10 protein-coding genes and 3 pseudogenes are annotated in these 12,616 nt (G+C 67.3%); 8 read left to right on the forward strand and 5 right to left on the reverse strand.

Features of this window, described 5'->3' with window-relative positions; translation table 11 throughout:
• Nucleotides 1–73: 73 nt before the first annotated feature.
• From ACFU53_RS03155 to ACFU53_RS03185, 7 genes and pseudogenes are all read left to right on the forward strand, one after another.
• A complete protein-coding gene (locus tag ACFU53_RS03155; RefSeq protein WP_383985497.1) occupies nucleotides 74–850 on the forward strand; it encodes a helix-turn-helix domain-containing protein in 777 nt (258 codons plus the stop codon).
• 143 nt (nucleotides 851–993) lie between these two features.
• Entirely contained in the window at nucleotides 994–2,346 is a 1,353-nt protein-coding gene (locus tag ACFU53_RS03160; protein WP_383985498.1) for an aminomethyl transferase family protein, read from the forward strand.
• 81 nt (nucleotides 2,347–2,427) lie between these two features.
• Nucleotides 2,428–2,727 (forward strand): annotated as a pseudogene (locus ACFU53_RS03165) (IS5/IS1182 family transposase); the annotation flags it as partial.
• A gap of 183 nt (nucleotides 2,728–2,910) precedes the next feature.
• A complete protein-coding gene (locus tag ACFU53_RS03170) occupies nucleotides 2,911–3,882 on the forward strand; it encodes a zinc-binding dehydrogenase (protein WP_383985620.1) in 972 nt (323 codons plus the stop codon).
• A 249-nt stretch (nucleotides 3,883–4,131) separates the two neighbouring features.
• The gene (locus ACFU53_RS03175; RefSeq protein ID WP_383985500.1) at nucleotides 4,132–5,217 is read left to right on the forward strand and encodes an S-(hydroxymethyl)mycothiol dehydrogenase; all 1,086 of its coding nucleotides are present in this window, start codon (nucleotides 4,132–4,134) and stop codon (nucleotides 5,215–5,217) included.
• A pseudogene (locus ACFU53_RS03180) lies at nucleotides 5,189–5,541 on the forward strand (MBL fold metallo-hydrolase); the annotation flags it as partial. The gene ACFU53_RS03175 and the pseudogene ACFU53_RS03180, both read left to right, overlap by 29 nt.
• A 32-nt stretch (nucleotides 5,542–5,573) precedes the next feature.
• Nucleotides 5,574–5,792, forward strand: a pseudogene (locus tag ACFU53_RS03185) (transposase); the annotation flags it as partial.
• 396 nt (nucleotides 5,793–6,188) lie between these two features.
• Here ACFU53_RS03185 and folP read toward each other — a convergent pair.
• From folP to ACFU53_RS03210, 5 genes are all read right to left on the reverse strand, one after another.
• Nucleotides 6,189–6,983, reverse strand: coding sequence for a dihydropteroate synthase (gene folP, locus ACFU53_RS03190; RefSeq protein ID WP_383985502.1), 795 nt, complete (start codon nucleotides 6,981–6,983; stop codon nucleotides 6,189–6,191).
• A gap of 170 nt (nucleotides 6,984–7,153) precedes the next feature.
• The gene (locus tag ACFU53_RS03195) at nucleotides 7,154–7,666 is read right to left on the reverse strand and encodes a flavin reductase family protein (protein ID WP_383985504.1); all 513 of its coding nucleotides are present in this window, start codon (nucleotides 7,664–7,666) and stop codon (nucleotides 7,154–7,156) included.
• Between the two features lie 89 nt (nucleotides 7,667–7,755).
• Nucleotides 7,756–9,780 (reverse strand): primary-amine oxidase, encoded by a 2,025-nt coding sequence (locus tag ACFU53_RS03200; protein ID WP_383985506.1) that lies wholly within the window; start codon nucleotides 9,778–9,780, stop codon nucleotides 7,756–7,758.
• Between the two features lie 91 nt (nucleotides 9,781–9,871).
• Complete coding sequence (locus ACFU53_RS03205) at nucleotides 9,872–11,338, reverse strand: aldehyde dehydrogenase family protein (RefSeq protein ID WP_383985508.1); 1,467 nt, start codon at nucleotides 11,336–11,338, stop codon at nucleotides 9,872–9,874.
• Between the two features lie 62 nt (nucleotides 11,339–11,400).
• A complete protein-coding gene (locus ACFU53_RS03210; protein ID WP_383985510.1) occupies nucleotides 11,401–11,712 on the reverse strand; it encodes a hypothetical protein in 312 nt (103 codons plus the stop codon).
• 239 nt (nucleotides 11,713–11,951) lie between these two features.
• On the opposite strand from ACFU53_RS03210, the gene ACFU53_RS03215 reads away from it, so the two are divergent.
• A complete protein-coding gene (locus ACFU53_RS03215; RefSeq protein ID WP_383985512.1) occupies nucleotides 11,952–12,524 on the forward strand; it encodes a helix-turn-helix domain-containing protein in 573 nt (190 codons plus the stop codon).
• The last annotated feature ends 92 nt before the right edge of the window (nucleotides 12,525–12,616 follow it).

Consider the following 12,616-nt stretch of genomic DNA (forward strand, 5'->3'; position numbering starts at 1 on the left):
TGGGCCCCTGGGTTCCGAGGACGTGCGGATCAGCGTGCGCCGGACCCGGTTCCCTCGATTCGAGGTGGCAGAGGTGTCCGGTGACGCGAACCTGATGGAACGCACACCGGAGCTGATCGAGTCCGCTCCGTGGCGCATGGTCACCGTCGGAGTCCTGGTCCGGGGCAGCGCCTTCGTGTACCACTCCGACCGGATCGAGGTGCTGAACGCAGGCGACGCCCTTGTGTACGACCCAGGGTCGCTGTGTGCCTACGGCCGCTCGAACGGTTTCGCCGAGGTGGTGATCAATGTTCCCCGGCAGGCCTTCGCGGAGCGCAGCGGCATCAACGGTTTGTCCGAACCGCGCGTGATCCACGGCCCCGACCAAAGGGCGATCGCGGTGCAGACGGACCGATTGCTGCGCATATCGCGCACGTCCCCGGCGGACGGCTCCGCCCAGGGGATGCCGTTCTCCGGGGCCGTGAGCGACCTGCTCGATCTCATCGTCGGCGGCGGGCGGGCGTTCGCGTATTGGTCCGCTGCACGGGAGCACATCCGCCAGAACCTGGCCGACCCGATACTCGCGGTGTCCGACGTTGCCGCCGCCGTCGGGCTCAGCGAACGGCACTTGGCGCGAGTGTTCGCCGATCGCCGTACGACAGTGGGACGTGTCATTGCCGAGGAACGGTTGTGCGCCGCACGGGACCTCCTCACCGACCCACATCAACACGGCCTCGCGATCGCGCAGATCGCCCAGATGGTCGGATTTACGTCGCCCTCGCATTTCGCGCGGGCGTTCCGCCGCGCTCACGGCACCTCGGCCACAGAGTTGCGCGACGCGACGCGGGTGAAGGCCGACTCCGCCCTGTGACCGCGCCGCCGGCGCGGTGGCACCGGTTGACGGTCACGGTCGAATGCCTTTCCCCTTCCGGCCATCTCGACGAAGCGGAGGCATCCGCCGATCAGGATGGCGAGCCACAGCAACACTGACGAACTGAGGAAAGGCAATCGACGATGACGGACAACTCTGTACCGCCCCCGATCGGAGCTGTGCCCGGCTACCCGGACGTGCGCACCTACGTCAACGACCTCGGCTACCTCAATGTCTGGGAAGGAGACGGGTGGAAAGAAGAGTCGATGTCATGGAAGACCGGCTGCTACATGGCCACCAACCTGAGCGGGCCGATGGAGTTCACCTACAGCGGACGCGGCGCGCAGGCGTTCCTCTCCAGGCTCGTGATCAACGATGTCTACAACTGGCCGCTCAGCACCTCGAAGCACCTCGTGATGACCGGAGAGAGCGGTCTGATCGTGAGTCACGGTCTGGCCGTCCGCGACGCTGAGGACTCGTTCAGAATGCTCGCCGCTCTGCCCTGGCCGGCCTACTACGCGAGCCAGCACGGCACGGCCGGCCTTGAGGTCAACGTGTCATGGCGCGACACCTTCATTCTGCAGATCGCCGGGCCCAGGTCTATTGACGTCATCGAGAAGGCACTCGGTGCGAGTGTCCGCGACCTGCCGTTCCTCGGTATCCAGAAGGTGAAGCTAGCCGGTGCAGAAACAGAGCTCGTCGTTGAGCTGTCGCGTATCGGCATGACCGGAAGCCTTGCCTACGAGGTCCGTGGTGCCTACGAAGACGGACCGGCAGTCTATGACGCCATCTACCGGATCGGGCAGGAGTTCGGCATCACGCGGCTCGGGTGGCGTACTTATGCGGTGAACCACACCGAGGGCGGGTTCCCCCAGATGTCGTTCCACTTCCTCCCGTCCGTCTTGGCCGACGAGGCGTTCCTGGCGAGTCCTTTCGCACTGAGCCTGACGAACCGGTTGTCGGGGAGCATCGACCCCTCGGATATCCGGGCTCGATTTCGCACCCCCAGCGAGGTGAACTGGTCATGGATGGCGAAGTTCGACCACGACTTCGTCGGCCGCGCCGCGGTGGAGGCCGAGAAGGCGGCGCGGAAGCGCAAGACTGTGATCCTGCGCTGGAATCCCGAGGACGTGCTCGACACCTTCGCCTCGCACTTCCGCAAGGGCGAAGAGTACAAGTACATCGAGTTCCCCTGCGCGCCGCAGTCCCCCGCAGGCGGCCACGCGGACCTCGTCACGAAGGACGGCACGGCGGTGGGAATCTCTTCGGCCGCGGTGTACAGCTACTTCTACCGGGAGATGATCTCGCAGACCACGATCGACATCGATCAGGCCACGATCGGCAACGAGGTGGTCGTCCACTGGGGCGACTTCGGCGGACGCATCAAGCCGATCCGCGCGACAGTCGAGCGGTTCCCTTACCTCGACCTTCCACGCAACAAGGAAATCGACGTGACCGGCGCTGCCGCGGGCACGTCGGTACCCGCTCAACAGTGAGCCTTGGTCCCCAAGTCCGGCAGATGTGCGGCCCCCGGAACCAGCACTCTCGCGGAGGAAAGTGCGGCCGAGGGGCCTCGCGTGTCGATCAGCGTCACAGGCACCAGCGTGCTTGACGCACAGCGTTCCATCCCCGAGCACCTGGTCCAACTGCTGCGGGATCGCCGCATCGCGGCCGGAGCCGCAGGCCCGTCTCTCCCAACTCGCCTGCGACAACAGCCTGTCGGTCTCCACCGCCTACCGCTACCTCCACGAGGGGCTGAACGATCTGGCGACTGATGCATTGGACCTGGGCACCGCGCCGGAGCGTGCGAACGAGGCCGGGCTGACGCGTCTGAACCTCGACCTACCGTCAGCCGCACCGGCCAAGTCGCCGCCCCCCGGCTGCCGGAGGCGAACCAAGCCCTGTTCAAGGGGATTGACAGATCAACCCGCAGAACCCTGAACACGGAGCAGGTGGAGTGCAGAATCCGCCACCTCTCTGGCCACACCATGCCCATGCTTTACCATCCGGAAGGTAAAGTTCGTCACGGCCGTCCCGCACCCAGGAGAAGGAGACACGGCATGCTGGCAGCTGTGGCTGTGCATCAGGACCCCGACGATCCGCTGAGTGGGCTGAAGCTGCGCGATGTACCCAGGCCGACATCGTCACAGGAGTGGGCAGTCGTACGGGTCATGGCTGCCTCGCTGAACTACCACGATCTTTGGACGCTTCGCGGGGTCGGCCACCCTGCCGACCGGCTGCCCATCGTGCTGGGCTGCGACGCGGCAGGCATCGACGAGGACGGCAACGAAGTCGTTGTCCACGCCGTCTTCGGTGACCCGGCGGCGGGCGGCGGCGACGAGACGCTCGACCCGGGCCGGGTGCTGATGTCCGAGCGGCACGACGGATCGTTCGCCGAGTCGGTGCGCTTACCGCGCAGCAATCTGCTCCCCAAGCCCGCCTCACTCACCTTCGAGGAGGCCGCCTGCCTGCCGGTAACCTGGCTGACCGCATACCGCATGCTGTTCACCCAGGCCCGGATCCGGCCCGGCGACCGGGTGCTGGTCCAGGGCGCGGGCGGCGGGGTCTCCACGGCTGCGATCGCCTTGGCGCGTGGCGCCGGAGCCACGGTATACGCGACCAGCCGCTCCGAGTACAAACGCGCGGCGGCTCTGGAACTGGGGGCCCACGTGGCGCTGCCGACTGGCGCGCGGCTCCCGGAGCGGGTCGACGCAGTGGTCGAGACCGTAGGAGAGGCCACCTGGGAACACTCTCAGAAGTCGCTCCGTCCGGGCGGCACGATCGTGGTGGCCGGAGCCACCAGCGGCCCCAACCCGCCCGCTGACCTCAACCGGGTCTTCTACTTCCAGCAGCGCGTCCTCGGCTCCACTGGAGGCACCCGGGCGGAGTTCATCCGCCTGCTCCGCTTCGTCGACAGTGCCGGGATCCGCCCGCGCATCGACCGAGTCCTGCCGCTGGCCGAGATCCATTCCGGCTTCCGGGCGATGCTCGACGGCGAGCTGACCGGCAAGGTAGTGGTACGTCCCAACTGACTGTGCGGCGGCCGGCCCACGGTGATGGTCACGTTGCCCAGGGGAATCTTGCCCCGGTTACAGAACCGGCGTACCAACCTCCCCGTTACACGGGTCTTGTCCTCCTAGTCACCAGTCCCTCGGTGTCAGGCACGCCTCGACGCCATCTCAACAGCGTAGTGCGCACCTGGGCTCCCTTCCCGCGCGCCTGCACCCGGCGTCACCCATCCTTCCCCGCCCCGTTGTTCGTTTAACGAGAGGATTTTTCGTATGTCCCAGCAGGTGAAAGCCGTGGTTGCCCGGTCCAAGGGACAGCCTGTAAGCGTCGAGAGGATCGTGGTGCCGGACCCCGGACCCGGGGAAGCCGTAGTACGGGTACAGGCCTGCGGGGTGTGCCACACCGACCTGCACTACCGGCAGGGCGGTATCAGCGACGACTACCCCTTCCTCCTCGGACACGAGGCCGCCGGAGTGGTCGAGTCGGTCGGCCCGGGCGTCACGCAGGTGTCGCCCGGCGACTTCGTGATCCTCAACTGGCGTGCCGTGTGCGGCCAGTGCCGTGCCTGCCGACGCGGACACCCCCAGTACTGCTTCGACACCCACAACGCGAAGCAGAAGATGACCCTCGCCGACGGTACCGAGCTCTCCCCCGCGCTGGGTATCGGCGCCTTCTCGGAGAAGACCCTCGTCGCGGCCGGCCAGTGCACCAAAGTCGACCCGGCGGCCTCGCCGGCCGCGGCCGGACTGCTCGGCTGCGGCGTCATGGCCGGCCTCGGTGCCGCGATCAACACCGGCGGTGTGACACGCGGCGACTCGGTCGCCGTCATCGGCTGCGGCGGGGTCGGCAGCGCTGCCGTGACCGGCGCGCACCTCGCCGGCGCCGCGAAAATCATCGCGGTGGACATCGACGACCGCAAACTGGCGACCGCACGGAAACTGGGCGCCACCCACGCCGTCAACTCCCGTGCCACGGACCCTGTCGAGGCCATCCGCGAGTTGACCGGCGGACACGGCGCGGACGTTGTCATCGACGCGGTCGGTCGACCGGAGACCTACCGGCAGGCTTTCTACGCCCGCGACTTGGCCGGGACCGTTGTCCTGGTCGGGGTGCCGACTCCGGAAATGACACTGGAACTGTCGCTGCTCGACGTGTTCGGCCGCGGTGGAGCACTCAAGTCCAGCTGGTACGGCGACTGCCTACCCTCACGCGACTTCCCCCTCCTCATCAGCCTCTACCTCCAAGGACGCCTGGGCCTCGACGCTTTCGTCACGGAGACCATCGCACTGGACGAGGTGGAGAAGGCGTTCGAGCGGATGCACAGCGGCGATGTACTGCGTTCAGTGGTGCTGCTGTGACCGGCTTCGGCTTGAACGGGTAGGCACCCGCGGCACGTTCTCCCTGGACGGCGGCACCTGGGAAGTCGACAACAACGTCCGGATCATCGGTGACGACCGCGAAGCACTGGTGATCGACGCCACCCACAACGCAGACGCCATCGCCAAAGCGCTCGGAGATCCAAAACTCACCGCGATCGTGTGCACGCACGGCCACAACGATCACATCAACGCCGCTCCCGCCCTCGCCACCTCACCGGAGCACCCATCTTCGTCCCCCTCGACGACCGGCTTCTGTGGCAGCACACTCACCCGGATCGCACCCCCGACGGCTACCTCACCGACCAACGCCGCCTGCCCGTCGGGGACACCGAGCCACCTCCGACCGGCTCACCCCGGCCCGCGTCCGCCGGGGTTCAGGAACATCCGCGCTCACCTCGCCTGCCCGACCCGGGTCCCCAACCCAGAGGCACCGGCCCCGGACGGCCACCCGGTGCCAAGAACAAACACCGGGCACCCCCCGCTACGACGTCGGCAAAACCGTCGAACGTCCCGAGACTCTCAAGGTGATCGGCAAGCCTGGCAGGTCCTGGTAGATAAAGAACAAGGTGAGCTCACTGGAAGTCACTTCTACTTGAGAGCAACTCGCCGAGCTCTCGGCCACTCCGGGGCTTCGATGGCCACCGGATTCAAGCCTGTCCTCGCGAAGGGCCGCGATCGCGGTGGCCAAACCCCTGTCTCAGGCCCACATGGCGTACTGGCCGAGCGCACGCCTCCCCCGGCAGGGCTCAGCACGTGTGCGACCGGCCGGCACGGAGTAGCCAGCGATCGTGCGTTCGACTCGCAGATACCGCGTCCTCGGACGATCGTCTACCGATCCCCGGATCATGCTTTGTTTCGCGCGACCGCAACAGAACTAGTCATCCCACCTGCACGACGGCATGCCCACGGGCACGGCACCGAGTGAGTGACAGCGGCAGATGGGGCGGCGGTCAAACCTCGCTGCACCAAGCGGCGGTGACTCGAACCGCGTCGAGCGAGGAGCGGACGTTGTGCACACGTACGCAGGAGGCTCCCGCGGCGGCTGCCAGAGCTGACACCGCAGCCGTCGCGTCGTCCCGGAGCATCGGAGGTCGAGGAACGTTCCCGTCTGTGAGCAAGGCACCGAGGAACGACTTTCTTGAGGCTCCGACGAGAACCGGTTGGCCCAGGGCGATGAGCGCGTCGAGCCTCCTCAGCAGCTTCCAGTTGTGCCCTGCGGTCTTCGCGAAGCCGAGACCTGGGTCCAGGGCGATCCGCTCCGGGGAGATACCCGCGCCCGTCAGCGCGTCGAGCCTGCGTTGCAGATCGGCCACGACATCGCCAACGACATCCCGGTAGTCGGCCTTCTCCTGCATCTCCCGGCTGTGTGCCCGCCAGTGCATCGCCACGTACTGAACATCCGCGTCGGCGACGACGTGAGCCATTTCGGGATCCGCGAGTCCGCCGCTGACGTCGTTGACGATTTCGGCGCCCGCTTCGATCGCGGCCGCGGCCACGCCGGAACGCATGGTGTCGATGCTGACCTTCACACCGGCGGTGGACAGCGCCGCTATGACGGGCAGGACCCTCGCGCGCTCGTCGGCCTCGGATGTCCTGTCCGCGTTCGGTCTTGTGGACTCGCCACCGACATCGACGATGTCGGCCCCGTCCGCGGCCAGGGCGAGGCCGTACTTGATGGCATGGTCGATCTCCAGGTGGAGTCCGCCGTCAGAGAAGGAATCCGGCGTGACGTTGAGGATCCCCATCACAAGGCATCGGCGCCCTGGTGCCGGCCATGCTGCCTCCGCGCTCCTCGTCTCTTCCACCAAAGCGCGAGTGTCCGGCGGACGCACGTCGATCACCTCAACTCCCCTGCGGCGGCGCCGAGGAGGGGCCTGATGCCCACGCTCTCAGGCAGGTGACACGGCACCACTCGTCAGACCTGTATCTCGGCGTGGGTGCCGAACGTGCGCAGGTAGTAGGTCAACGGCTCCCCACCGCTCACCTCGGCAGCGACGACATTGCCCAGGGCCACGAAATGGTCGCCGGCGGGCACCAGTTCCGCCAGCTCGCACGAGACCCAGCACAGCACGTCGTCGATTCGGGGGACTCCGTGCCGCTGCGACCACGCGATGCCGTTGAACTTGTCCTCCCCCTTGCGGGCGAAGGCAAGCGCGTGTGCCGCTTGCGCGGTGCCGAGAACGTTCAACCCGAACCTGCCGGTGGTCCTCACCAGGCGCAGCAGATCAGAGCCGTTGTCGAGCGAGACGAGGACCATGGGAGGCGTCATCGACAGCGAGGCGAAGGCGCTGACCGTCGTACCGTGGGGCCGCTCGCCGTCCATCGCGGTCACCACGGACACTGGCGCACAGACCGTGGCCATCGCGTCTCGAAAGGTGGTCGTCAGGTCAGTGAAGTTACTTGTCGACATAGAATTCGTCGAGTTCATCGGGTTCCCCCTCCGGGAGGATGCCGAACGGGCCGCGGACACTTCGTGTCGCGCACCGTCGTGTGAGTTGTCAGTCGTCGTGCGAGTTGTCAGTGACAGCCATGACCGCGGGTTCGCGAGTCGCGGCAGTGCGCGCTGGTCGACCTGGGCAGGTCCAGCGCGGGATTGCGGTCGAAGAAGCCTTCGGGCTTGAGCGTGAAGCCGACATAGTCGACCGGCATGACCGGCCAGTCCTCGAGCCGCGGTGCGTGCGAGACACCGAAGGTGTGCCAGAGGACGACGTCGGTGCCGACCAGCTCACGGTCCTGTGCCACGAAGGCGGGGATGCCGGCTCCGCCGGCGTGCTGGTTCGGGTGGTCCCCTGCCGGATAGCGCTCGGCCGGGTCGTAGCGAGTCACCCAGAGGTGCTTGGTGGCGAAGGCGGCGCGCTTGCTGATCGAGGCGTCGTCGTCGGCCAGGAGGGTCGGCGACGGTGTCGGGATCAGTTTGAACGCTGTCGGCCTGCCCACGGCGTTGCGGCGTGAGGCACTGGTAATGCGCCATGCGCGTGCGCGGTTCGCGTCGGCGAGGCGTCCGGAGGTGCTCTCCCGCTCGATCGGGGTCGTGGCCACCGTGAACGCGTTGCCGTACGGATTGCCGGGCCCCTTGGGCACCCGTGCGAACTCGACCTCCTCGACCGTGTTGTCGGTGCCGTCGACCGTCATGTCCAGCCGGGCGCAGAAGAGATGCTGGTGGAACGGTGCCCCGAGCCCCGGTGCGATCTCGGTGGCGTGCGCGACGTTGTCCTCGCGCATCGCCGATGTGAACACGATGCCGGTCGCCTTCCCCTCCAGGGCGATCGTCCCGTCGAGGTAGAGGTACCAGTAGAAGCCGTAGTCGTAGTTGCCCACGGTGACGAAGAACGAGATGACGAGGCGACGGGAACGCCTCGTCTCGGCGAGGCCCACCGCGTCGTCCCTGTGCTTCCACAGGACGCCGTAGTCCTCCTCGTGCATGCAGACCGCGTTCGTGACCGTGATCGGAAGGCCGTCGTCGTCGGCCATCACCGCGTCGAAGTAGTGGATCTCGCCGAGGCAGTCACAGCCCAGCTCCAGGGAGTTGACCAGCCGGCCGAAGCTGTACTCTCCGACGTCGAAGTAGTTCTGCCAGAACCGGGTGGGACTGGGGTCGGAGTAGGGCACGACCATCTCGGCGATAGAGGCGCGGTACATTACCGGCCGGTACTCGTCGGCGTCGCGCAACTCGACCTGATGCAGCACCAGTCCCTCACGCGGGTCGAAGGAGACGCGGAACCGCCACCCCTCCCAGCTGACGACCTGGCCGTCGACCGTGAAGCTGGGGCCCTCGGGCTGCGTGATCTCCAGCGGCCTGAGACTCGTCCGCGGCGGACCGACGTGCTCCTCGTCGAAATTGCCGTGGGTTTCGGGGATGGGGACGGTGCCCGTGTCGACGATCTCGACCACCTCGCGGCTGATGAGGTCCACGTAGGCAGCGAGGCCGTCGACCGGGTGGGCCCACGGGCTGTCCTGTGGGCCGTGGCGCAGGAACGCGAGGGCTCGCGACAGTCTGCGGCCCGCCTCACCAGGCAGGTCGTACGAGCCTGCCGACAACGGCGCGATGAGGGCTCCGTCGATGAGCTGCTCGGACACGCCGCGGCCTCGCATGGCGTCGCGCCACCGTTCGTCTGCCTTGACGATGTCCGCCACCAGGTCGTACTCGCCCAGGTACAACGGCGGTTGCGCACCGCTCGCTGACAGGTCGGTGTACGAGACCACGCGCTGATCGAGGAGCGAGACGATCGCCTCGGCAGCAGCTCCTGTGGAGGTGTCAAGAAGAGTGAAACCAACCCGTCGGTCGATCCTGTCGCCCGGCGTGAACGCCAGGACCTCTTCCTTGGCCGGCTCGACGAGCTGCACGAGCGGAAACCTGGTGGCCTCCGCGATCCTGCCGTCTCCGGCCAACACTGCGCGGGCGGCGACAAGTTCGTCCGCAGTCAGCGGGTCCAGCGGATGCGTCGCAGGCTCCGCCACGAGTGCCGGCTCCGGCACGGGGGCGGCGCCGCGGCCGGGACCGGTCGGCACCTCGACCTCCTCTTCGGTGGAGATCCTGTTCATTCCATGGCTCCTGTCCGTCGCATGTGCGGCCGGGTCACCTGCTACGTCCTCGGCGGGACCTCACCACATGTCCGTTGCGTCAGTGGGTCGTTCAGAGGACGACCGAGACGACCTTCTCCTCGGTGTGCGCGGCGATACCCGCGGCGCCCAGCTCACGCCCGATACCGCTGAGTCCGCGTCCACCCCACGGCAGACCCGGGTCGGGCGCGCCCCAGGCGTTCACCCACACCGCGCCGACGCGCAGTTGGTCGGCGACCCGGTGGGCTCGGGAGAGCTGCTCGGTCCACACCACCGCGGTCAGCCCGTACGCGCTGTCGTTGGCCAGCCGTACGGCCTCCGCCTCGTCGTCGAAGCCGATGACGGTCGCCACCGGTCCGAAGATCTCCTCTTGAGCGATCTTCAGGTCGTTGCTGCCGACGAACACGGCCGGTTCGAGGAAGTAGCCACGGCTGCCGAGGCGTTGACCGCCGGTCGCCAACCGGGCTCCCTGAGCCCGCCCGCTCTCCACATAGCCGAGGACCCGGTCGAGCTGTGCCTCGCTCACCAGAGGGCCCATCGTGGTCTCGGGATCCAGCGGATCTCCGATGCGGGCCGCCTGCGCCTGCGCGCACAGCCCGTCCACCACCTCGTCGAGGATGCTGCGGTGGGCGAGGATCCGGCTTCCGGCCGCACAGACCTGGCCCTGGTTGGCGAAGACGGAGAGCGCGGCGGTGGGGAGCACCTTGGCCAGATCGGCATCGGGGAACACCAACTGCGGTGATTTGCCGCCGAGTTCGAGGGTGGTACGCCGGAAACTCTCCCCCGCTGCGACGGCGATCTGGCTGCCGACCTCCGGGCTGCCGGTGAAGGAGACCTTGTCCACTCCCCGGTGGCGCACCAGGGAAGCTCCCGCCTCGGTGCCACGGCCGGTCACGACATTGACGACACCTTTCGGAATCCCCGCCTCGGTGAGCAGTTCGACCAGGCGAAGGGTCGACAGGCTGGCCTCCTCGGCCGGCTTGAGCACCACCGTGCAGCCCACGGCGAGAGCGGGGGCGAGCTTCCACGCCGCGATCATTGTGGGCGCGTTCCACGGTGTGATCGCACCGACGACGCCGATCGGCTCGCGTTTGGTGTACGACAGCCTCGGTCGGCCGAAGTAGTCGGGTACGGGCACCTGGGTTCCGGTGACCTTGTCGGCCCAGCCGGCGAAGTGCCGGAATGTCGCCACCGCCATCGGGATGTCCGCGTTCAGCGCCTCCATGTAGGCCTTGCCCATGTCGAGCGACTCGAGCGCGGCCAGGTTCTCGGCGTCGGCCTCGATCAGTTCGGCGGCACGGGCCAGGAGTCGGCCCCGTTCGCTGCCGGGGAGGCGGGACCACGGGCCCCCGTCGAACTGTGCCCGGGCGGCACGCACAGCGCGGTCTATGTCGTCGGCGCCGCCCGCGGCGATGTCGACGATCCGCTCCCCCGTCGCCGGGTTGATCACGGGTATCGCGGCACCCGTGGTGGCCGGCTCCCACGCACCGTCGATGAACAGCTGAGTCGGGGGCAACTTGGGCTGGCTCGTGATGTGCATCGGATTCTCCTCGTCCTCAGTGCAATACCGCGTCGCAGGCGCGGGCTGGGGTTCGTTGCGCCTCAACGCCATTCGACGTGGGCTCGAATCAACTGACCGTCGGCAGAGGTCCAACCCTTGCCCTTGGCGAACCGGATCATCTCTTCGAACCGTTTCGACCAGTCCGCCGAGCGGACCACCACTGCTTCCTCGATGAACTGACGACGGATCCACGCGTATCCGTCGGCGTATTCGCCGGCCGCAGCGCCGCTGATCGCCTCACCGATCGTGTCGGCGTCGAAGTCTTCGGCGACCACATGGAACTGCCGCAGGTTGTCGGCGTCCTCGACGCGCAGGTCCGGAGAGCCGGCCGACCTTGTCACAGCCACGAGCATCGGTGATTCCTCGCAAACGGTCTTGGGGAGAAAGGCGAACGCCGCAGCGGTTCACGCTGTGGGGCGACTGCCCCTGCACGACATCTCAGACACAGCCATGCAGAGTCATCCCGATAATCGGTCCATGCTGCCCGATGTCGGTATCGTACGCGAGGACGACGTACTTGTACAGTAGTATCCGAGGGTGGATAAGGAACGGTGCCACCTCCCCTTGACCGCCCGAATGATCGAATGAGGCCATGACCAATCACCTTGCCGCGCTGGCCGCCAACGTCCGCCGACTGCGGGAGATCAAGGGCCTGTCCCTGTCACAGCTGAGCGAACGTGCCGGCGTCGCCAAGGCCACCCTGTTCAAGATCGAACAGGGCCAGACGAACCCCACCCTCGACACACTTGCGACAATCGCCAACGCCCTGGATGTCAGTCTCACCGAGCTGGTCGCCACGCCGGAGGGCCCGGCGGTCGAAGTGATCCGCGCCGGCGAGAAACCCGAGTTCGTCGATGAGGTGTCGAGAGGACTCGTGCTGCGCAACCAGGTCATCGGCGCGGGTAACTTCGAGATCCACTCCCTGGTCTTCCTCAACGACAAGCGAGAGGTCACACCCAGCCACGGCGCAGGCGCACGCGAACACGTGCTGGTGCGGTCCGGAAGGGTCCAAGCGGGGCCCCTCGGCGAGGAGGTCGTACTGGGCGAGGGCGACTACGCCACCTTCCCGGCCGACCGCGCCCACCTGTGGCACGCGATCGACGGCGACGCCTCGGTCTGGCTGATCTGCACGTACCCGCGCCCGGCGACGTTCACCGAGCACTGACCCATCCATGCAAATGGCCAACAGCCCGGAGGGTCGGCGATCGGATCCCCGAACAGCATCCCTTCGTCCAGCCCTTCCTGCGAAAGCCGACG

The sequence above is a fragment of the Streptomyces sp. NPDC057474 genome (genome assembly GCF_042802555.1).
Taxonomy (GTDB): Bacteria; Actinomycetota; Actinomycetes; order Streptomycetales; family Streptomycetaceae; genus Streptomyces.

Excerpts from the sequence above, each read along its gene's own strand:
- ACFU53_RS03160 (WP_383985498.1), top strand. The coding sequence starts at position 994 with ATGACGGACAACTCTGTACCGCCCCCGATCGGAGCTGTGCCCGGCTAC.
- ACFU53_RS03170 (WP_383985620.1), top strand. The coding sequence starts at position 2,911 with ATGCTGGCAGCTGTGGCTGTGCATCAGGACCCCGACGATCCGCTGAGT.
- ACFU53_RS03175 (WP_383985500.1), top strand. The coding sequence starts at position 4,132 with ATGTCCCAGCAGGTGAAAGCCGTGGTTGCCCGGTCCAAGGGACAGCCT.
- folP (WP_383985502.1), bottom strand. The coding sequence starts at position 6,983 with ATGGGGATCCTCAACGTCACGCCGGATTCCTTCTCTGACGGCGGACTC.
- ACFU53_RS03195 (WP_383985504.1), bottom strand. The coding sequence starts at position 7,666 with ATGAACTCGACGAATTCTATGTCGACAAGTAACTTCACTGACCTGACG.
- ACFU53_RS03200 (WP_383985506.1), bottom strand. The coding sequence starts at position 9,780 with ATGAACAGGATCTCCACCGAAGAGGAGGTCGAGGTGCCGACCGGTCCC.
- ACFU53_RS03205 (WP_383985508.1), bottom strand. The coding sequence starts at position 11,338 with ATGCACATCACGAGCCAGCCCAAGTTGCCCCCGACTCAGCTGTTCATC.
- ACFU53_RS03210 (WP_383985510.1), bottom strand. The coding sequence starts at position 11,712 with ATGCTCGTGGCTGTGACAAGGTCGGCCGGCTCTCCGGACCTGCGCGTC.
- ACFU53_RS03215 (WP_383985512.1), top strand. The coding sequence starts at position 11,952 with ATGACCAATCACCTTGCCGCGCTGGCCGCCAACGTCCGCCGACTGCGG.